The sequence below is a fragment of the Curtobacterium sp. NPDC090217 genome (assembly GCF_044746705.1).
Lineage (GTDB): Bacteria > Actinomycetota > Actinomycetes > Actinomycetales > Microbacteriaceae > Curtobacterium.
In genome coordinates, this window is sequence record NZ_JBIVCR010000002.1 from 485195 (window position 1) to 505830 (window position 20636).

General features: G+C 72.4%; 17 protein-coding genes and 1 pseudogene. 10 read left to right on the forward strand and 8 right to left on the reverse strand.

The genetic code is table 11. The features are described 5' to 3' along the window. Positions 1 to 174 precede the first annotated feature (174 nt). The 9 genes from ACIPJ2_RS10025 to phoA all read left to right on the forward strand — a co-directional run bounded on the left by ACIPJ2_RS10025 (position 175) and on the right by phoA (position 11069). The gene (locus tag ACIPJ2_RS10025) at positions 175 to 1788 is read left to right on the forward strand and encodes an ABC transporter substrate-binding protein (protein ID WP_402728697.1); all 1614 of its coding nucleotides are present in this window, start codon (positions 175 to 177) and stop codon (positions 1786 to 1788) included. Continuing rightward, positions 1785 to 2816 (forward strand): ABC transporter permease, encoded by a 1032-nt coding sequence (locus ACIPJ2_RS10030; protein WP_402728698.1) that lies wholly within the window; start codon positions 1785 to 1787, stop codon positions 2814 to 2816. The genes ACIPJ2_RS10025 and ACIPJ2_RS10030 overlap by 4 nt, the downstream gene beginning before the upstream one ends. Beyond that, positions 2813 to 3694, forward strand: coding sequence for an ABC transporter permease (locus ACIPJ2_RS10035; RefSeq protein WP_402728699.1), 882 nt, complete (start codon positions 2813 to 2815; stop codon positions 3692 to 3694). The genes ACIPJ2_RS10030 and ACIPJ2_RS10035 overlap by 4 nt, the downstream gene beginning before the upstream one ends. Then, a complete protein-coding gene (locus ACIPJ2_RS10040) occupies positions 3691 to 5457 on the forward strand; it encodes a dipeptide ABC transporter ATP-binding protein (RefSeq protein ID WP_402728700.1) in 1767 nt (588 codons plus the stop codon). The genes ACIPJ2_RS10035 and ACIPJ2_RS10040 overlap by 4 nt, the downstream gene beginning before the upstream one ends. Further along, a complete protein-coding gene (locus ACIPJ2_RS10045) occupies positions 5454 to 7502 on the forward strand; it encodes a CocE/NonD family hydrolase (RefSeq protein WP_402728701.1) in 2049 nt (682 codons plus the stop codon). Before ACIPJ2_RS10040 ends, ACIPJ2_RS10045 begins: the two co-directional genes overlap by 4 nt. Continuing rightward, entirely contained in the window at positions 7499 to 8155 is a 657-nt protein-coding gene (locus tag ACIPJ2_RS10050; protein WP_402728702.1) for a TetR/AcrR family transcriptional regulator, read from the forward strand. Before ACIPJ2_RS10045 ends, ACIPJ2_RS10050 begins: the two co-directional genes overlap by 4 nt. 22 nt (positions 8156 to 8177) lie before the next feature. After that, entirely contained in the window at positions 8178 to 8600 is a 423-nt protein-coding gene (locus ACIPJ2_RS10055; RefSeq protein WP_402728703.1) for an SIP domain-containing protein, read from the forward strand. A 110-nt stretch (positions 8601 to 8710) separates the two neighbouring features. Beyond that, positions 8711 to 9208 (forward strand): Dps family protein, encoded by a 498-nt coding sequence (locus ACIPJ2_RS10060; RefSeq protein ID WP_281264520.1) that lies wholly within the window; start codon positions 8711 to 8713, stop codon positions 9206 to 9208. 172 nt (positions 9209 to 9380) lie between these two features. Beyond that, entirely contained in the window at positions 9381 to 11069 is a 1689-nt protein-coding gene (gene phoA, locus ACIPJ2_RS10065) for an alkaline phosphatase (protein ID WP_402728704.1), read from the forward strand. Positions 11070 to 11107: 38 nt separating this feature from the next. Here the strand turns inward: phoA and ACIPJ2_RS10070 are convergent. The 3 genes and pseudogenes from ACIPJ2_RS10070 to ACIPJ2_RS10080 form a co-directional block, all read right to left on the reverse strand. Beyond that, positions 11108 to 11290, reverse strand: a pseudogene (locus ACIPJ2_RS10070) (response regulator transcription factor); the annotation flags it as partial. A 3-nt stretch (positions 11291 to 11293) separates the two neighbouring features. Continuing rightward, positions 11294 to 12775 (reverse strand): D-glycero-beta-D-manno-heptose 1-phosphate adenylyltransferase, encoded by a 1482-nt coding sequence (gene rfaE2 / locus ACIPJ2_RS10075; protein WP_402728705.1) that lies wholly within the window; start codon positions 12773 to 12775, stop codon positions 11294 to 11296. Further along, complete coding sequence (locus tag ACIPJ2_RS10080) at positions 12772 to 14247, reverse strand: aldehyde dehydrogenase family protein (RefSeq protein WP_402728706.1); 1476 nt, start codon at positions 14245 to 14247, stop codon at positions 12772 to 12774. The genes rfaE2 and ACIPJ2_RS10080 overlap by 4 nt, the downstream gene beginning before the upstream one ends. A gap of 150 nt (positions 14248 to 14397) precedes the next feature. Here ACIPJ2_RS10080 and ACIPJ2_RS10085 point away from each other — a divergent pair, with 150 nt between their 5' ends. Further along, positions 14398 to 15483: a glycosyltransferase family 9 protein gene (locus tag ACIPJ2_RS10085; protein WP_402728707.1), complete on the forward strand. Its 1086-nt coding sequence runs from the start codon at positions 14398 to 14400 to the stop codon at positions 15481 to 15483. An 18-nt stretch (positions 15484 to 15501) separates the two neighbouring features. Here ACIPJ2_RS10085 and ACIPJ2_RS10090 read toward each other — a convergent pair whose 3' ends face one another. The 5 genes from ACIPJ2_RS10090 to ACIPJ2_RS10110 are packed head-to-tail and all read right to left on the reverse strand — an operon-like array spanning position 15502 to position 20540. Then, on the reverse strand, positions 15502 to 16206 hold the full coding sequence (locus ACIPJ2_RS10090) for an SDR family oxidoreductase (RefSeq protein WP_281264528.1): 705 nt from the start codon (positions 16204 to 16206) through the stop codon (positions 15502 to 15504). 20 nt (positions 16207 to 16226) lie between these two features. Next, positions 16227 to 17633 (reverse strand): PfkB family carbohydrate kinase, encoded by a 1407-nt coding sequence (locus ACIPJ2_RS10095; RefSeq protein ID WP_402728708.1) that lies wholly within the window; start codon positions 17631 to 17633, stop codon positions 16227 to 16229. After that, entirely contained in the window at positions 17630 to 18253 is a 624-nt protein-coding gene (locus ACIPJ2_RS10100; protein ID WP_402728709.1) for an SIS domain-containing protein, read from the reverse strand. The genes ACIPJ2_RS10095 and ACIPJ2_RS10100 overlap by 4 nt, the downstream gene beginning before the upstream one ends. Further along, a complete protein-coding gene (locus ACIPJ2_RS10105; RefSeq protein WP_402728710.1) occupies positions 18250 to 19542 on the reverse strand; it encodes a glycosyltransferase in 1293 nt (430 codons plus the stop codon). The genes ACIPJ2_RS10100 and ACIPJ2_RS10105 overlap by 4 nt, the downstream gene beginning before the upstream one ends. Further along, the gene (locus ACIPJ2_RS10110; protein ID WP_402728711.1) at positions 19539 to 20540 is read right to left on the reverse strand and encodes a glycosyltransferase; all 1002 of its coding nucleotides are present in this window, start codon (positions 20538 to 20540) and stop codon (positions 19539 to 19541) included. Before ACIPJ2_RS10110 ends, ACIPJ2_RS10105 begins: the two co-directional genes overlap by 4 nt. Between the last annotated feature and the right edge of the window lie 96 nt (positions 20541 to 20636).

Here is a 20636-nt window from a genome sequence, read left to right on the forward strand (position 1 = left end):
GCGCTGTGTAACGGATTCGTAAACGTTCGGAAACCGCCGATCCGCCGCCGCATCCGCGGATTCCCGCGGATCGAGGCACCGCAGACGCGAACCGCCGACGCGTCACACGTTTGGATCGCACGCGGCAGCACCTCTATCGTTCACCGGAACGATTACCAGGAGGGGTCACCCCGAATGCCACCCATCGTCCAACCCGAAGACGGCCGCGCCCCAGCGGACCGTCGCCCGAGCCGCCGCGCCCTGCTCACCGGCGCCGCCGGTCTCGCCGGCCTCGGTCTGCTCACCCTGACCGGATGCAGCTCCGGAGCGAGCGCCGGAACGGTCAGCATCCCCGAGCAGGCCGCGACCGGCACCCCCCGGCGCGGCGGCCGTCTCCGCATCGCCCGCCCCGCCGCATCCGCCGCCGAGACCCTCGACTCCGCGAGCTCCCTCTCCGCGTACGAGTACCTCGGCGCGCTCTACAACCGGCTCGTGAAGCTCGACGAGTCGGGGGAGACCGTGCCCGACCTCGCGCGGGAGTGGTCCGCGAACGCCGACGGCACCGTGTGGACGTTCCACCTCCGTCAGGGTGTCCGGTTCCACGACGGGTCCCGGTTCGGCGCGGACGACGCGATCGCCAGCATCCGGCACATCCTGGACGAGAAGACCGGCTCCCCGCAGGCCGGCGTCCTCGGCGAGGTGATGGACGCGAACTCGATGCGCGCGGTCGACCGGTACACGCTGCGCTTCGACCTGACGAAGCCGAACGCCGAGTTCCCGTCGCTCCTGACCGCCTACCAGTGCTACATCGTCCCGGCGTCGGCCGTTGGCACGATCGGCAGCACCGGGATCGGGACCGGGCCCTTCAAGCTGTCCTCGTTCACCCCGGCCGGAGCCGGCAGCGTCGAGGCGTTCGACGACCACTTCGCGGGTCGTCCGGCACTCGACGGGATCGACTTCTTCTCGATCCAGGACACCACGGCCCGCGTGAACGCGCTGCTCGCCGGACAGATCGACCTCATCTCGCAGACGAACCTCGACTTCGCGACGGCTCGTGTGGTCGCGGCATCGAACCGGGCGACGGTCGCGCGCTCCGTGAACGCGCAGTGGTACACGATCCCGATGCTCGCGACGAGCGCCGAGTTCTCGGACCCGACGGTGCGCCAGGCGATGAAGCTCGCCTACGACCCGAAGCGGATCGTCGAGACCGCCCTGCAGGGCACCGGCTCGCCCGGCTGGGACAACCCGGTCCCGCCACAGCTCGCCGCGTTCCTCGACGAACCGCGCGAGTACGACCCCGACAAGGCCAGGAGCCTGCTGAAGCGGGCCGACCGGGAGGGACTGCGCGCGTCGATCTACACGTCCAGCTACGAGTCGGTCTTCACACCGCTCGCGGTCGCGTACCGCGACCAGGTCGCAGACGCCGGGATCGACCTCACGGTCCGGAACGCCTCCTCGGACTCGTACTACACGCAGATCTGGATGCAGAAGCCGCTGATGGTGAGCTACTGGTTCACCGGCCGGCCGATCGACCAGCTGCTCAACCAGATCTTCCGCTCCGGGTCGTCGTACAACGAGAGCGCGTGGTCGAACGGCTCGTTCGACCAGCTCCTCGACGAGGCGCGTGCCGAGATGGACGACGCCAAGCGGAAGACGCTCTACCAGGACGCCCAGCGACTCGTCGTGGCCGACGGTGCCGACATGACCCCGATGTTCGGCGACCGCCTGGTGGGGTTGTCCCGTGACGTCGTGAACTACTCGGAGTTCGGCTTCGAGTTCGACTACCTCCGGATCGGACTGCGCCGATGAACGTCCTCCTCCCCGTGCTCCGCCGGGTCGGCATCGCCCTCCTCACGGTGGTGCTCGCCTCGCTGTTCGTGTTCCTCGCCGTGCAGGCGCTCCCGGGTGACGTCGCGCAGCAGCTGCTCGGGCAGAACGCCACGCCCGAAGCGGTCGAGCAGCTCCGCGAGTCGCTCGGTCTCGACCAGAACGTCTGGCTCCGCTACGGGCAGTGGCTCGTCGGCGCCGCGCACGGCGACTTCGGCACGTCGCTCGTCAGCGGCGAGCCGGTCGCGCCGACCTTGTTCACGGCGTTCCGGAACAGCATGCTCATCGCCGTGCCCGCGATGCTCGTCGGGGTCACGCTGTCCCTGACGCTCGGGGTCGTCGCCGGCGTGCGCCGCGGCCGCCCGACCGACCGGGTCATCTCGATCGTCAGCCTCGTGGTGATGAGCGTGCCGGAGTTCATGGTCGCGACCGTGCTGGTGCTGCTCTTCGCGATCGGCATCCCGCTCTTCCCGGCCGTCGTCCTGCGCGGCAGCGACGCCACCGTGGCCGAGCTGCTGCCGACGATCTGGCTCCCGATCATCGTGCTCACCCTCGCGATGGCCGCGTACATCGTCCGCACCGCGCGCTCCTCGACGATCGACGTGATGGCGTCCGAGTTCGTCACGACCGCCGAGCTCAAGGGCCTGACGATGCGCCGGGTGGTGTGGAAGCACGCGGTCCCGAGCGCGCTGCTGCCGACGCTCAACGTCGTCGCGCTGAACGTGGCGTGGCTCCTCGGCGGTGTGGTCGTCGTGGAAAACGTCTTCAACTACCCGGGCATGGGCAAGCTCATGCTCGAGTCGGTGTTCAACCGGGACCTGCCCACCATCGAGGCGATCGCACTCCTCAGTGCCCTCATCTACGTCGTCTGCAACCTCGCAGCCGACCTGGTCGCGCTCGCCCTCGACCCGAAGCTCCGCACCCGGCAGCGACGGACGCGGATCCGGCCGACCACCAGGCGCCGCTCGTCCACCGGCGTCGAGCGCACCGAACGGAAGGCCACCGCATGACCGCCATCGCCCCGCGCTCGCGCAACGTGATCGGTGCCGCCGTCGCGCCGCTCCGCAGCTCCACGGCACTCGCCATCGGCCTCGGGCTGATCGCGCTGCACCTCGTCCTCGCGGTGCTGGCACCCGTCATCGGCATGCACGACCCCGTCGCGACCGACTCGACGAACGTGCTCGCCGGCCCGGAGTGGACGCACTGGCTCGGCACCGACCAGTACGGCCGCGACATCCTGTCCCGCACGCTGAACGGTGGCAGGTACGCCCTGCTGGTCACGTTCCTCGCGACGACGATCGCGGTCGCCGTCGGCACGTTCCTCGGCGCTGTCACCGCGTACGCGGACAACTGGTTCGACGAGGTCGTCATGCGGGTCGTGGACGCGCTGCTCAGCGTGCCGTCGATCCTGGCGCTCCTCGTCGTGGTCACGGTCTTCGACGCCGGTCTCTGGGTGATCGTGCTCGCCGTGACGATCGTCTACGCCCCAGCCGTCACCCGCGTGGTCCGCGGGGCCGCGCGCACCGTGATCACGCAGGACTACGTCACCGCGGCCCGCGCCCGCGGCGAGAAGCCCCTGTCGATCGTGTTCCGCGAGATCCTGCCGAACGTCCTCGACGTCGTGCTCGTCGAGTATGCGATGCGGGCGTCGTGGATCGTGCTCATCGTGGCGTCGCTGTCCTTCCTCGGGTTCGGAGCGAACCCACCGACGCCCGACTGGGGGCTCATGGTGCAGGAGAACCGCACCGCACTGACCGTCGTGCCGCTCGGCACGCTGGCGCCGATCGTGGCACTGGCGACACTCGTGATCGGCCTCAACCTCGCTGCGGACGGACTGAGCAAGTCGCTCGGGGTCGACCGCGCCACGCAGGGAGCAACGAGCGCATGACCGTCATCGACACGACCACCACGCAGGCCGTCCGCGTCGACGACCTCGCCATCTCCTACGCCGCCGGTCGCACCTGGGTCCCGGTCGTCCGGGGCGTCTCGTTCACGATCGACGCCGGCCGGACGCTCGGTCTCGTGGGGGAGTCCGGCAGTGGCAAGTCCACCGTCGCCAGGACGCTCCTCGCCCACCTCCGGACCGGATCGACCATCGTCGGCGGGACGGTCACGGTCGCCGAGCAGGACGTCTTCGCCCTGTCGCCCGCCGAGACCAGGGCACTCCGCGGCGGCACCGCGTCCGTCGTCGCGCAGAACGCGGGCCAGGCGCTGACCCCGTCGATGCGGATCGGGGAGCAGATCCGCGAGGCCCTCCGTGCCCACGGCGAGCCGGACGGCCCGGAGCGGGTCGCCGAACTGGTCCGGCTCGTGCGGCTGCCCGACCCGGACACCATCGTCCGTCGGTACCCGCACCAGCTCTCGGGCGGCCAGCAGCAGCGCGTCGCCATCGCCATGGCCGTCGCGGCCAGGCCGCGCGTGCTCGTCCTCGACGAGCCGACCACCGCGCTCGACGTGGTCACGCAGGCGGCGGTCCTCGACCTCGTCGCGGACCTCGGCCGGGAGCTCGGGATGGCCGTCCTCCTCGTCAGCCACGACCTCGGGGTGGTGTCGGCGATGGCCGACGAGATCGCCGTGATGCGGCACGGCGAGATCGTCGAGCACCGCGCGACCGCCGACCTCTTCGCCGACCCGCAGCACGAGTACACGCGGGCCCTGTTGGCCGCGGTGCCGAACGGGACCAGCACGGCCGGGACACGGTCTGGAGGCGCGGGTCCAGACGGTCTGGAGGCGACCGTCCCGGGGACGGTCCGCTCCACTGCCACGCCCACCGTGCCTCCCGTCCGTCCCGTCGTGACCGCACGGGACCTGGTGGTCCGGTACGGGCGCGGCCTGCCGGCCGCGGTCGACGGCGTCTCCTTCGAGATCGCGGCGCACGAGACCCTCGCCGTCGTCGGCGAGTCCGGCAGCGGCAAGTCGACGCTCGCGACGGCACTGGCCGGGCTGGTGCCCGCCGAGTCCGGCAGCTTCGACTACACCGACGACACGGTGACGGGTGACCTCCGCGACCCCGTCGCCGCCCGGTCCGCCGCGCTCCGCCGCGCCGTGCAGCTGGTGTTCCAGAACGCCGACACCTCGCTCAACCCGCGTCGGACCGTCGGTGCCGCGATCGCCAGACCGCTGCGGCTCTTCACCGGCTCGTCCTCGCGCCAGCGCGTCGCCGATCTCCTCACGCAGGTCGGCCTCGGACCGGAGTTCGCGAACCGCCTGCCGGCACAGCTGTCCGGCGGCCAGCGGCAGCGCGTGGGCATCGCACGGGCCCTCGCCGCCGGGCCGCGACTCGTGATCGCCGACGAGATCACCACCGCGCTCGACGTGCAGGTCCAGGCCGGCATCCTGTCGCTGCTGGCCGACCTGCAGCGCGAGAACGGCCTGAGCTGCCTGTTCATCAGCCACGACCTCGCCGTGGTGCGGGGTGTTGCCGACCGCGTCGCGGTGATGACCGGCGGCCGCATCGTGGAGATCGGCCCGACCGGACGGGTGTTCACCGGCCCGAACCACCCGTACACGAGCACGCTGCTCGCGGCCACGCTCGAGCCGGGCGTGACGACGCTGCCCGAGGTCGACGACGGTGTGCAGCGCTGGCGGCACGTCGACGGCTGGACCGACCACGGGGACGGACACCGGATCAGGAACTGGGAGGACGCATGACGGACGGGCTGACGGCGATCGGGGTGCCGACCGGACTGCCGGAGGGGGTCACCGTCCGCGACGAGTGGATCCCGATGCCGGACGGCGTGCGGCTGCACACCAGGATCTGGGCCCCCGCGGACGTGTCCGCCGATGCCCGTGTGCCGGTGCTGCTGGAGTACCTGCCCTACCGGCTCGACGACTGGACGGCGCCGCGGGACTCCGAGCGGCACCCCTGGTACGCGGCGCACGGGTACGCCTCGGTGCGCGTCGACATCCGCGGGACCGGGTCGTCGGAGGGGTTCTTCGACGACGAGTACAGCGAGCAGGAGCTGCGCGACGGCGAAGCCGTGATCGCGTGGCTCGCCGCGCAGGAGTGGTCGACGGGCGCGGTCGGGATGTTCGGCATCTCGTGGGGCGGGTTCAACGCCCTGCAGCTCGCGGCCAGGGCACCGGCGGCGCTCAAGGCCATCGTCACGGTGTGCTCGACGGACGACCGCTACGACAACGACGTGCACTACGTCGGCGGCGCGGTGCTCGGGATCGACATGGCGGCGTGGGGCGCGACGATGTTCGCGTTCAACTCCCGTCCGCCGCGGCCCGAGGTCGTCGGGTCCTCCTGGGTCGCGCGCTGGAAGGAGCGGCTCGACGCGAACCGGCCGATGACGCCGGTGTGGCTGTCGCACCAGTCCCGTGACGACTACTGGCGGCACGGCAGCGCGGCGGAGGACTACGGGAACATCGGCGCAGCGGTCCTCGCCGTCGGCGGCTGGGCGGACCCGTACCGGGACGCCGTCCTGCGCCTGGTCGAGCACGTCGACGCGCCGGTCAAGGGGATCGTCGGGCCGTGGTCGCACCAGTACCCGGACCGCGGGCTCGCGCCGGGACCGTCGATCGGGTTCCTGCAGGAGACGCTGCGCTGGTGGGACCGGTGGCTCAAGAGGGTCGACACCGGGGTCGAGGCCGATCCGGCACTGCGCGCGTGGATCAACGACCCGGAACCGCCCGCGACGTACCACGCGTCGCGCACCGGGCGGTGGGTCGGTGCGACGTCGTGGCCGTCGACCACGACCGCGACCGTGTCGCACACGCTCGACACGCTGCGCGGCGGACGTGACGGCGACGTCGTGGTCTCCTCCCCGCAGGAGACCGGCACGGACGCCGGACGGTTCTTCCCGTTCGGCAACGCGACCGACCTGCCGCCGGACCAGCGCGCGGAGGACGGTCGCTCGGCGTGCTTCGACCTGCTCGTCGACGAGTCGTTCGACCTGCTCGGCAACGTCCTCGTCGACCTCGCCGTCACGAGCGACGAGCCCAGGGCCACGGTCACCGTGCGGCTGTGCGATGTGGCCCCTGACGGCAGCTCGACGCTCGTCACCCGTGGTGTGCTGAACGCCGCCCGCCGGCACGGCATGGACCGGACCGATCCGCTCGAGCCGGGTGCGCCCACCGTGCTGCCCGTCCGACTGGTGTCCACCGGGCACCGCTTCGTCGCCGGACACCGACTCCGGGTCGCCGTGTCGACGTCGTACTGGCCGTGGGTGTGGCCGCACGGGACCGCAGCGACCCTCGTGCTCGATCCGTCGGAGAGCTCGGTGACCCTCCCGGTGTGGACCCGGTCGGACGACGACGACATCCGCTTCGAGGCGCCCGAGCGGTCGACCCCGCTCGCGATCACCCGGGTGGAACCGAGCGACCCGCTCCCGCAGCGCACCGTGACCCACGACGTGGAGGCCGCTACGTGGACGCTCGACGTCGACCCCGGGTACGGCGGCGGCCGGGTCTACCCGGACGGACTGGTGTTCAGCGAGGACGCGCGCGAGACCTACCGGATCCGTTCGGACGACCCGACGTCGGCCACCGCGGACTCGCGCTGGGCGATCGGTCTCGAGCACGCCGATTGGGCCGCCCGGCTGGAGACGACGTCGCACGTGACGGCGGACGCCGAGGCGTTCCACCTCGTCAACACCGTCCGCGCGTGGGCACGCGACGGAGCGGTCGGGACCGAGGAGCACCTCGTCGCCGAGCACACGTTCCGTGACGAGGTGCCGAGGACGTCCGCGTGAGCGCCGAGCAGCAGGCACCGGACCCGGCGCAGCCGAGGCCACGGGCGCGCCAGCGACCCGAGGTCCGCCGCGCGATGATCGTCCTCGCCGCGCGCAGCGTCATCGTCCGCAACGGTCTCGGCGCGACCGGGCTCCGTGACATCGCGGCGGAGGCGGGTGTCTCCGTCGGGACCGTGACCTACCACTTCGGGAGCGTCGCGGAGATCCTGAACGAGGTCGTCGTGCTCGAGACCGAGCGCTTCTACGGGGCGATCGTCGCCGCCGTCGACGCGGAACCCGATCCGGCGACGGCGCTGCGGATGCTCGTCGAGCCGTTGTTCGGCGACAGCGAGGAGGTCCGGCAGCACTGGCGGATCTGGTCCGACTACTGGACCGCGGTCGCACGTCGTCCAGAGGTGGCCGAAGAGTACGCGGAACGCATCCGTGTCTGGGAGGCCTGCCTGGTCCGCGTGATCCGACGCGGGGTCGACGCGGGCACGTTCGACGTGGCGTCGGACGGCATCGACCCGTCGGTCGTCGCGCTCAAGCTCGCCGCCTACAGCGACGGCGTGGCGACGCAGATCGCCCAGAACGCCCCCGGACTGACCAACGCGGTGGCGCTGACCTGGATGTGGGAGTTCCTCGCACAGCACCTCGGGGTTGTACTGAGGTAAGGCTTCCCTTACCGTTGGGTCCATGGCCAGGACCCGTCGACATCCCAGCGAGCGCATCCTCATCGCGGGGAGCTCCGACGACCTCGTCGAGATCCACCGCCTGTTGCTCGACCTCCCCGAGAACGCGTACGGCCAGGTCTTCGTCGAGGTCGCCCTCGACGAGCAGGTCCGCATCCTCCCGGCGCCTCCGCGCGTGACCGTCACCTGGCTGGTCCGGAGCGCCCGTGCGTCCGCTGTCGCCCCGCTCGTCTTCGCCGACCACGGGGAGGCCCTCGCAGCGGCCGTCATCGGCTGGGCGGCCGAGTGGTGCGTCGCCGACTGCGAGCCGCGGACGACGGTCTGGATCGGCTGCGCGGACAGCCCGTGGGTCGAGCAGGCGCGTGCGGCGGTGCAGCTCGAGCTGACCGACGCCGGCCAGCAGGTCCAGGTGGAGTACGGCGGGTAAGGTCAGCCTGTGCTTCCTTGCGCCGTTCAAGAAAGCGGAGCAGGGTTGTTCCATCGGCACGACCGGAGCGCGAGCTCCGTTCGCGCTCACGAGGTAGGAGGAAGCAGCACATGACCACGAGCACGACCACCCCGAACACCACGTCCCCGTTCTCGACGACGCCGGAGCTCGCAGCCGGTGTCGCACAGTTCCTCGCGCCGGTCGTCATCGACCTCGAGGCGCTCGTCGTCAACGGCAAGCAGGCGCACTGGCACGTGCGCGGCCGGAACTTCGTCGGTGTCCACGAGCTCCTCGACGACATCGTCGCCCACGCGCAGGAGTACGCCGACCTCGCCGCGGAGCGCATCGTCGCCCTCGGCCTGCCGGTCGACTCGCGCATCGCGACCGTCGCCGCGAACACCACGATCCCGGCGCTGTCCGAGGGCTTCCAGAACTCCGACGTCACCATCACCGAGGTGATCGCCGACATCGACGCCGCGCTCGCGCAGGTCCGTCGCGCGGTCGAGGGACTCGACGAGGTCGACCTGAACAGCCAGGACGTGGTCATCGAGATCGAGCGCGGCCTGACCAAGGACCGCTGGTTCCTGCAGGCGCACCTCGCGGCCTGAGACCCAGCGATCTCCCGGACAGGAGGCCCGGTGCCAGCTGGCACCGGGCCTCCTGTCATGCGTGTGGCCCCGTCCCGTTCACGCACCGGACCCCGCGGGTTCACCCGCCTGTACCCCTGTACAGCCATCCTCGGATGGCACCCGTTCGGGGCACATGACGAGGGGAACCGACATGGAACAGCACACACCGAAGCGCCGCCGCGCGGCACTCGCGATCGGCGCCGTCGTCGTCGCCGGCGCGATCGCGCTTCCCGGCACCGCCGAGGCCGTCAACCAACTGGCACTCAACCAGCACGGCGGCGCGCAACGGGCAGCAGGCGACCAGACGCAGGCCGTCCGGCAGGCGATCAAGAACGCGAACGCGAAGAACGTCATCCTGCTCATCGGCGACGGGATGGGTGACTCCGAGATCACGGTGGCGCGCAACTACGAGTACGGCGCCGCCGGTCGTCTGCCCGGGCTCGACGCGCTCCCGCTGACGGGGTCGTACACGACGTACTCGCTCGTGAAGGACGGCGCGGACAAGGGCAAGCCCGATTACGTGACCGACTCGGCAGCATCCGGCAGCGCCTGGGCGACCGGCACCAAGACCTACGACGGCGCGATCTCGGTCGACATCGACGGTGCACCGCAGCAGACCCTCCTGGAGCTGGCGAAGGCGAACGGCCTGCGGACCGGCAACGTGTCGACGGCGGAGATCCAGGACGCCACCCCTGCCGTGCAGGTCGCCCACGTCGGCGCGCGGAGCTGCTACGGACCGGACACCGCGTCGTGCGGGTCGGACGCGCTGCAGAACGGCGGGCTCGGATCGATCAGCGAGCAGCTGCTGAACGCCCGCCCCGACGTCACGCTCGGCGGTGGCTCGGCGAGCTTCACCCAGACCGCCAAGGCCGGGCAGTACGCGGGGAAGACGCTCTTCGACCAGGCAGGTGCGCGCGGCTACCAGGTCGTCAACGACGCCGCGGGGCTCGCCGGTGTGCGCAAGGCCGACCAGAAGCAGCCGGTGCTCGGCCTCTTCACGCCGGGCAACTTCCCGACCCGGTACGCGCCGACGACGGCCACGGTGGGCGGAGCCGACCAGGCAGCGGTGCGCTGCACGCCGAACCCGGCTCGCCTCGACACCGGCCTCTCGCTGCAGTCGCTGACGAACAAGTCGATCGGGCTGCTGAACCGCGGCGCGTCGAACGGCAAGGGCTTCTTCCTCCAGGTCGAGGGCGCGAGCATCGACAAGCAGGACCACGCCGCCGACGCGTGCGGCCAGATCGGCGAGACGATCGACTTCGACGAGGCGGTGCAGGCCGCGCTCGCGTTCGCCCAGAAGGACGGCAACACCCTCGTCATCGCGACGGCGGACCACGCGCACTCGAGCCAGATCGTCGACAACACCCCGCCGGCCTCGCTGTCCACCGCGCTCGTCACGGCCGACGGCACGACGATGAAGGTCTCCTACGGCACGGCGGGCGCCGGTGCGTCGCAGCAGCACACCGGCACGCAGGTCCGGATCGCGGCCTTCGGTCCCGGTGCAGCGAACGTCGTCGGACTCACCGACCAGACGGACACGTTCTTCACGATCTCCGACGGGCTCCGGTTGAACGGCGACCTGGCGGCGCTGAGCCGCGGTGCGCGGATCGACCTCTCCGTCGGTGCGCCACGACCGAACCAGCGGGTCGTGCTGACGGGCAGCCGGTTCGCCGGTGACCGCCAGGTGCGGGTCGCCGTCGGGTCGACCGACCTGGGCACGGTGGACGTCATCGACGGGACCGCGACGGTCGCGTGGAAGGCGACGAAGGGGTCCTCGACCGTGACGTTCACGGGCGTGCAGTCCGGGAAGCAGGCGTCGAAGCAGGTCCGCGTGCGCTGATCCTGCGATGCGCATGGTCCGGTCTGGCCGGTGTCCGCTCAGGCGGGACCGACCAGGCCGGACTCGTACGCCAGGACCACCACGTGCACCCGGTCGCGGAGCTGGAGCTTCGCGAGGATCCGGCCCACGTGGGTCTTCACCGTCTGCTCGGCGATGTACAGGTCGCCGGCGATCTCGGTGTTCGACCGGCCGCGGGCGACGAGCATGAAGACGTCGCGCTCGGTTCAGTCGGTCTCGCCCCTGGCGGTCTCCCGGATCCGTCGGACGACCGCACTCGTGGAGTGCTCCGGGACGTAGTCGACCATCACGACCTCGCCGCCGTAGGCACGGACGACCTCGGTCTCGCGCAGCATCTCCGGCGAGTAGTCGCCGCCCTTGACGTAGACGTCCGGACGGACCCGGTCGAGGAGCGGGATCGGGGTGTCCGTCGCGAAGACGGTCACGAGGTCGACGCAGGCGAGGGCAGCGAGGACGCCTGCGCGGTCCTCTGCGGTGTTGATCGGCCGCTCAGGGCCCTTCAACCGCCGCACCGAGTCGTCGTCGTTGAGCGCCACGACGAGCAGGTCACCGAGTTCCTTGGCCTGTCGCAGGTACGTCGTGTGGCCGCGGTGGACGACGTCGAAACAGCCGTTCGTGAACACGACCCGCTTTCCCTGCTCGTGGGCGAGTCCGACCGCGGCGGCGAGTTCGTCGTGGTCGACGACGGTCTCCGCGGGCGCCTCGACCGACGTGAGGAGGGCGGCGGTGTCACACGTGGAGGTCCCGGCCTCGCGGACGACGACGTCCGCAGCGGCCTGCGCGAACGCCACCGCCGCCCGGGCGTCGCAGCCGGCGGCGAGGGCGACGCTCGCCGCGGCGCAGAACGTGTCCCCGGCGCCGGACGCCTGCTGCTCGGACGCCGGCGTGGCGCGGGTGCGGTGCCCAGTGGCGTCACCCGCCACGAGGAGGACCGATCCGTCGCGGTCGAGGGTGACGGCAGCGGCGCGCGCTCCGGTCACCCGGAGCACGTCGGCGCGGGCGGCGGTCACGGAGCCGGCGCGATCGGCCCCCTGGCCGAGGTCGGATCCCAGCAGCGCCGCGGTCTCCGCCGCGTTCGGCGTGACGAGGTCCGGGTGCAGGTCGTGCCAGCCCCGGAGGTCGTGCGCGTCCACGACGACGACAGTGGGGCGATCGCGGTCCAGCACGGGCAGGACGGTCTCGGGAGAGACCCCGAGACCGTAGTCGCAGACGATCGCGGCGTCGGCACCGTCCAGCGCGCGTGCGGTCGCAGTGGCGAGCTGCTCGCGGTGGGCGGTGGTCGGCGCCGCGGCGAGTTCATCGACCCGGACGACGACGCGGTCGCCTCCGACGACGCGCGTCTTCGTGGTCGTGGTCGCGCCGGGGACGGAGAGGAGGTGCGTCGTGTCCACCCCGGCGACGTCGAGGCGCGCGCGGAGGACCGAGCCGGCCTCGTCGTCGCCGATGATCCCGACGAAGACCACGCGGGCACCGAGCGCCCGGGCGTTCACGGCGGTGTTGGCGGCACCGCCGGGGACCGCGATCGTCTCGGTGACGCGGACGACCGGTGCCGGCGCCTCGCGCGAGACGCGTTCCGCCTCGCCGATCGTCCAGCGGTCGAGGATCGGGTCGCCGATCACGACGACGAGGGGATCGCGGTCGTCGATCCTGGCGACGACGTCGCGGATGAGTCGGACGTCGGCGGTCACCGGTCGTACCCCTCGGCTGCGGCGGTGTCGGCGGGCCGCTCGTCGGCGAGGTGTTCATCGGCGGGGCGCTCGTCGGCGCGGGTGACGCGCGGGGCAGGTTCGAGGTGGACCACCGTCGTCGTGGTCATCTCGTCCAGCAAGTGCGGACCGTAGCCGAACCCGGATCCGGACGCCCCGCGCGGCTCGGCACTGCCACCGGGTGCTCCGCCGAAGACCGCGTTGATCTTCACGGTCCCGACGGGGAGGGTCGCGGCGGCGAGCAGGGCGTTGCCGGTGTCGGGCGTGAGCACGGTCGCCGCGAGGCCGTACCGGTCGGCGGCGGCGAGGCGGAGCCCCTCGGCGAAGCTGTCGACGACGCGCACCGGCGCGATCGGTCCGAACGTCTCCTCGGTCATGGCGAGCGCGTCGTCGGGCACGTCGGTGAGCACGGTGGCCGGGTAGGAGGAGCCGGCGCCGTCCGGCACCACGCCGCCGGTCCTGACGGTCGCACCACGACGAACCGCGTCGTCGACGTGCTGCTGGACGAGCACGCGGAGTCGTTCGTCGACCAGGGGACCGAACTCGGACGCGGGGGCGGCCGTGCGGGCGTCCGCCTCGGAGACGAGCGCGGCGACGAACGCCTCGGCGACGTCCAGGTGGACGTAGATGCGCTCGACGCTGGTGCAGATCTGGCCGGTGTTCGCGAACGCCCCGAGCGCTGCCTGCGCGGCCGCCCACGTCGGATCGACGCCGGCGTCGACCACGAGCGCGTCGTTGCCGCCGTTCTCGCGGATCACGTGGGCGCGTGTGGTGGCGGCGACCGCGGTGAGCCGGTCCCCGGTCGCGGTGGACCCGACGTGCGCGTAGACCGCGATGCCGTCCTCGGCGAGCAGCGCCTCGCCGGTCGTCGCGTCGCCGTCGACCCCGACGAGGACACCGTCGGGCAGGACCTCGGCGAGGAGCGCGTTCAGACGCTGGATCGTGGCCGGGCACCGCTCGCTGCCCTTGTGCACGACGGTGTTGCCGGTGACGACCGCAGCGCCGACGATGCCGAGCGCGACGGCGACGGGGTCGTTCCACGGGGTGAGGGCGAGGACGACGCCGCGGGGATGCGGCACGGTCCAGTCCGCCGCGCCGTGCTGTCCCCGCAGGGACTCGCCGCGGTGCAGCGGACCGAGCTCCGCGTACTGGAGCAGGGTGCCGATGCCGGCCTGCACGCCGCCGAGCGCATCGCCGGGGACCTTGCCCGTCTCGCGGGTGTTGAGTTCGGCGAGCTCGACGGCGTGCGCGCGGAGGTGCTCGGCGGCATCGCGGAGCAGCGCACCACGGTCGGCAGGGGCGGTCCTCGACCATGCCGGGAACGCCGCGCGTGCCCTGGCGACCGCGTCCCGGACCTCGTCGGGGGTCGCCGTGGTGGTCGTCGACGCGACCGATCCGGTCACGGGGTCGAGGACGACGATCCGGTCGGTCGTGGTGGGGGCTTCGAGCGTCATGCGGGTCCTTCCAGGGACGCGGACGGTGCGGGTCTCCGACGGTCCGCCCCGGTTCCTGGGCGCGGTCACGGCAACGCGTTCCGTGGCTGACCGGACGTGTTCTCGGAGTGCCATCGGTAGACAGGGGCATCGACGAACGGGAGGCACTCGGTGCGCATCGGTGACGGCGGACGACGGTTCGGTGGGGTCCGCGAGATCGCGGTGCTCCGTGGCGGGGGACTCGGTGACCTGATGTTCGCGATGCCCGCGATCGATGCGCTGGCCGCCGCCTACCCCGATGCGCGTGTGACGCTCCTCGGCACGCCGGCCGCTGCGGAGCTGCTCGTCGGCCGGACCGCATCGGTGCACGCGTTCGAGGAGCTCCCCGTCTCGCCGGGCGTGCGCGACCGCGGCGTGGACGCCCCGTCCCTCGAGGACTTCGACCACCGGCTCCGCGGCCGGTTCGACCTCGCCGTGCAGCTGCACGGTGGCGGCCGCAACTCGAACCCGTTCCTGCTCCGGCTCGGGGCGCGGCACACCGTCGGCACCGCGACCGAGGACGCTGAGGTCCTCGAGCGCTGGGTCCGGTACGTCTACTACCAGCACGAGGTGCTCAGGGGACTCGAGGTGGTCGCACTCGCCGGGGCCGAACCGGTCACACTCGATCCGCGCCTGACGGTGTCGGAGGACGAGCGGCAGGCGGTCAGGTCGCGGCTCGGCGTGGTCGGGACGCTCGTGGCGATGCACCCGGGCGCGACGGACCCGCGGCGCCGCTGGAGCCCCGACCGGTTCGCCGCCGTCGCCTCGGCGCGGATCGACGCCGGCGACGACGTGGTCCTCGTCGGGGACCACTCCGACCGTGCAGCGGCCGATGCGATCGTGGCGGCGGTGGGCACGGACCGCGCATCCCGGCTGCACGACCTCGTCGGCACGCTGCCGCTCCGGGAACTGCCTGCGGTGCTGGCTGCTGCCGACGTCATGGTGGGCGACGACTCCGGTCCCCGGCACCTCGCCGTGGCGGTCGGCACGCGGACGGTTGGCGTGTTCTGGTTCGGCAACGTCATCAACGCCGGGCCGTTGGACCGCGGCCGACACCGGGTGCTCATGGCGTTCGTCACCCGGTGCCCGGTCTGCGGGGTCGACGTGACCCAGGTGGGCTGGACCGCCGATCGGTGCGAGCACGACCCGTCCTACGTCGACGAGGTCACGCCCGAGCAGGTCCTCACCGAGGTGGAGGACCTGCTCAGGACACGCTGACGGCCTGCGGCCCGGGTGTCAGGGCCAGCTCGGCTCCGTGGCCGGCATGATCGAGAGCTCCCGGATCTCGCACCCGGCGGGCTGGGCGAGTGCGAACAGGATCGCATTGGCGACGTACGACGGTTCGATCAGCTGCGCGTCCGGCCCCGGCTTGTACTGCTCGGTGCGGTCCGCGAAGAAGTTGGTCCGCATGCCAGCCGGGATCACGTTCGTCACGCCGACGCTGCCTGCTGCTTCTGCGGCGAGCGCCTGCGAGAACCCGCGGACGCCGAACTTCGACGCGGAGTAGGCGGTGCCGTCGCCCACGCCGCGCAGTGCGAGCGACGAGGACACGGTGACGACCCGCCCGTGACTCTGCTCGAGCGAGGGGAGTGCCGCACGGACCACGGCGGCGGTCCCCAGCAGGTTCACGCCGACGATCCGTTCCCAGTCCGCGGCGGAGAGCCCCCCGATCGGCGCCGGCTTGTCGATGCCGGCGGCGGTGACCACGGCGTCGAGCCCCCCGTGCCGTTCGGCGGCGTCCCGCACAGCCTGCTCGGTCGCCGCCGTGTCGGTGACGTCGACCGCCACGGCGTCGATCCCGTCGGCGACGCCGTCGACGCGGAGGTCGAGGACGATCGGGGTGCCGCCTGCTTCGAGGACGGCATCGACGACGGCCGCTCCGAGTCCGGAGGCACCGCCGGTGACGAGGACGCGGCCGATGGGGGTGGTGGGGACGGGCATGTGGTTCCTTTCGGTGGGCCTCAGCCGACGTGCGCGAGCGCCGCGGCGAGACGGGTGGTGGAGCGTCCGGGGTGGAACGGGACGGTGACGACCCGTCCGCCCCACTCGGCGAGCGTGTCGGACTCGGGGAGGGCGTCGGCGGTGTAGTCCCCGCCCTTGGCCCAGACGTCGGGACGGAAGCGTCGGAGCGCCTCGTCCGGGGTGGTCTCGTCGAACACGACGACGGCGTCGACGCAGTCGAGTGCGAGCAAGAGCTCGACGCGGTCGTCCTGGTTCATGATCGGCCGCTCCGGCCCCTTGAGCTGTCGGACCGAGTCGTCGGAGTTCAGGCAGACGACGAGGCAGTCGCCGAGGGCGCGCGCTGCGGAGAGGGTCCTGGCGTGTCCGGCGTGCAGCAGGTCGAAGCAGCCGCCGGTCGCGACGACGACACCGCCGGCGCTCCTGGTGCGGTGCACGACCCGCACGGCGTCGCGGTCGGTTCCCGGGACGTCCACCGGTGGGCGGCCGACGTCGGTGAGGAGCGAGGTCACCCCGCCGGCGGCGAGGTAGGCGGACGCGTCCGCGACCCCGGCGGCGACGGCGTCTGCCACGTCCGCACCGGACGCCAGCGCGACGGCCACCCCTGCGGCGAGCCGGTCACCGGCGCCGCACGGGTCCCCGGCGGTGACGGACGTCGCCGGGACGAACCGGCTGTCGAGCCGGTCGCCGCTCAGGCGACCGACGAGTGCGCCGCGGTCGCCGAGCGTCACGGCGACGGCCTGCACGTCCCACGCACCGAGCAACGCCTCGGCAGCGTCGGTGGCGAAGGGCATGCCGGTGCCACCCAGTCCGGTGAACCGTCGGGCCTCGGCCGCGTTCGGCGTGGCCACGGTGATGCCGGCGACCGGCGTCGCTCCCTTGGGGTGCGGGTCCCAGACGACCGGCGTCGACCGCGCGGCGGCCGCGATCGCGTCCCGGACGGCGGGGGAGGCCGGGACACCGCGACCGTAGTCGGCGACGACGACGGCGTCGGCGTCCAGCAGCGCATCGGTCATCGCCCGGGTCGCCTCGGGCACGGACGGGGTCTCGCACCCCTCGTCGATGCGCACGAGGGCGTGGTCACCGACCCGCACGCGGGTCTTCACGGGCGTCGGGGCGCCGGACGGACCGGCGACGACCCGGACGTCGGGCAGCAGCGCGGTGATCTCCGCGGCACGGGCGTCGTCGCCGAGGACGGTGACGAGCGTGACGTCGTGCCCGTCCCGCGCGAGCATCGTCGCGACGAGGCCTGCACCGCCCGCGCGTCGGTCGTCGGTGTGGACGTCGACGACGGGGACCGGTGCGTCGGGGCTCAGGCGGTCGCTCGTGCCGGACACGTCGACGTCGAGCAGGGTGTCCCCGACGACCACGATCCGGAGCGGTGCGGCGCCGGGGACGCTGCCCGTCATGCTCGGCCCCCACGGCGGAGCGCCGGTTCCATCGCGGTGCAGAGCGCGTGCACGAGCACCAGCTGCGCCTCCTGGACGTTGGCGGACGGACCGTCGATGCAGATCGCGTCGTCGACGGCGTCCGCGAGCGGGTTCGGCCGCGGACCGGTCAGGGCGAGCGACCGGGCACCGACGGCCCTGGCGGCTGCTGCGGCGGTCAGGAGGTTCGGGCTCCTCCCGCTCGTGCTCAGCAGCACGACGACGTCGCCCGCCCTGGCATGTGCACGGACCTGACGGGCGAAGACCTCGTCGAACCCGTAGTCGTTCCCGATGGCCGTGACCGCCGAGGTCTCCGCGTGCAGGGAGATCGCCGAGTACGCGGGGCGGTCGCCGTCGAACCGGCCCGTGAGCTCCGACGTCAGGTGCTGCGCCTCCGCTGCCGATCCGCCGTTGCCCGCTGCGAGGAGCCGGCGGCCGGACACGAGCCGCGCGGCGACGTCGTCCGCCCAGGCCGCGATGTGGTCGCCGTGCTCGACGAGCGATGCGATGACGGGAACGGAGGCGGCGACGTGGTCGAGCACCGCACGGGCACTGCCGCTCGTCCGCTCGGTCGTCTCGATGCCGTGCCGGTCGATGGTCATCGTGCCGTCCTCTCGGTGTCGCGCGCGGCTCTGGCCGAACGCGTGGTGTGCTCGGGAGTGCTGATCGTGCGACCGATCAGCCGTTCGTAGACGCGCTCGGTGTCCGCCGCGACGCGCGTCCACGAGTACCGGTTCTCGACGCGTGCACGGCCGGCTTCGCCGTACGCGTCGGCCTTCCCGGGATCGTCGAGCAGCTCGGCGACCGCTGCGGCGACGGCGTCCTCGTCGCGGGGCGGGACGTGCATGCCCGTGGACTCCTCGACGACCGTGTCGATGAGACCCCCGACGCGCGACGCGACGACCGGTCGGCCGCAGGCCATCGCCTCGAGCGGCACGATGCCGAACGGCTCGTACCACGGCGCGCACACGACGACGTCGGCGCTCCGGTACACGGACGGCATCTCGTCCTGCCCGAGCTGGCCTCGGAAGTGCACGTGGTCACGGACGCCGAGCTGCCGTGCGAGCGTGTCGAGCCGCTGGTACTCGGGGTCGTCCGGCAGGTCGGCACCGGCCGTGCCGGCTCCGCCCACGACGACGAGTTCGACGTCCCGCCCGTCTGCGACGAGCCGGGCCAGCGCGGCGATCGTCGTCCCGACGCCCTTCCGTCGGACAAGCCGGGACGCGGTCAGGATCCTCGATGTCCGCCCCCGTTCCTCGACGACACCCGTCGGTCGGAACCGGTCGACGTCGACCCCGCACGGCACGACCGAGATCGCGCGGAGGGGGACGCCGAGCGCCTTGAGCTCGAACGCCTCGTCGGAACAGGTCGCGACGACCTGGTCGACGCCGCGTCCGACGGAGGGCTCGATCCAGTCCCGTTCCGCCGGGCTGGTGTCCGCGGCGCCCTGGTGCCGACGCTTGACGACCCCGAGGGCGTGGAACGTCTGCACTATCGGGATCCGGACGCCGCCCGTGCGGGCCTGTACCTGGGTGACGGCGTCGAGCGCGGCGTGCCCGGACATCCAGAAGTGCCCGTGCACGACGTCCGGCCGGTCGACGAACCACTCGGCGGCGAGCACCTGGGCGAACACCGCCATGCAGGGGAACAGGTCGTCCTTCGGCACGTGCTCGGGCGGCCCGGCGTCGACGTGCACGACCTCGACACCCGGGCGCAGCACGACCCGCTGGGGCAGTGTCGGGTCGTCCCGCCTGGTGTAGACCGTGACCTCGTGGCCGCGGTCGGCGAGCGCGCCTGACAGGGCGGCGACGTGCACGTTCTGCCCGCCGGCATCGACGCCGCCGAGCACCGCGAGCGGGCTGGCGTGTTCGGAGACCATGGCGATCCTCATCGAGCGTTCCCTCCGACGGCGTGACCGGCGAGACCAGCCGGTGTGGGACGGGTACGGCGGTGGCGCGTGACGGTGTCGTCGAGCAGGTCGTCCCAGTCCCGCAGGTACCGGGTGAGCGAATGGCGTGCGAGCGCGGCTTCACGGGCGACGAGCCCCCTCCGCCGTGCCTCGTCCGGGTCGTCGGCGAGCAGCCGGGCGGCGCGCGTCAGCTCCGTCACGTCAGTGGAGATCGCACCGGCCTCCGGCGGGACCGTGCGCGCGGCGTCGGTCGTCGCGAGCACCAGCACGGGCATGGCCATGTGCATCGCCTCGATCAGCGAGAGCCCGAGGGACGTCCACCGGTTCGGGTGCAGGTAGGCGCGTCGTTCCGCGAGCGCGGCGTGCATCGGGTCCGGCGCGACGTCACCGAGCCCGGAGACGGCATCGAGGCCCACGAGGTGTTCGGTACCCATGCCCCAGACGTCGACCGGCGCGACCGTCCCGAACGTCTCGAGCAGGTCGGTCCCGACCACACGGCCGCGTCGGACCGGCTCGTTGATGACGGCGCCGAACCGTTCCAGTCGGCCGGTCCACAGCGGACCCGGGTCGACGACGCCGTGCTCGACGACGGTCGTCCTCGTGCTTCCGCAGTCCCACATCAGGGCGTTCCAGTGCGTGACGTGGGCGATGGTCAGGTCGTCGCGGTCCCGGAACGGGTGCAGCGAGTTCGGCACGTCCACCCTCGGGGCGTTGTGTTCGACGAAGACCGTCGGCAGGTCGCGCCCGGGCAGGAGTTCGGCGACGGCGGCCGCCTCCTCGGTCCGCTGCAGCACGACGACGTCGATGTCGGTCTCGCGGAGCGCGGCGGGGTCGATCTCGGTCACGTTCGGCCAGTCGCGGCCGCCGGTCCCGAGCCCCCAGGCGTCGCGGGCGTCGGTCGTCGGCACGAGGTACTCGTGTCGGCCACGGACGAAGGCGTCCATCCAGCCGCCGTGCACGTGCCAGAGGAGGATGCGCATGCGGTCCCTTCGATGCGGTCGGGTGGCGAGGGGTGGAGCAGGAGCAGGACGCTACGCAGCGGCAGATGACGTGCTTCGCAGACTGCCCCCGGATCA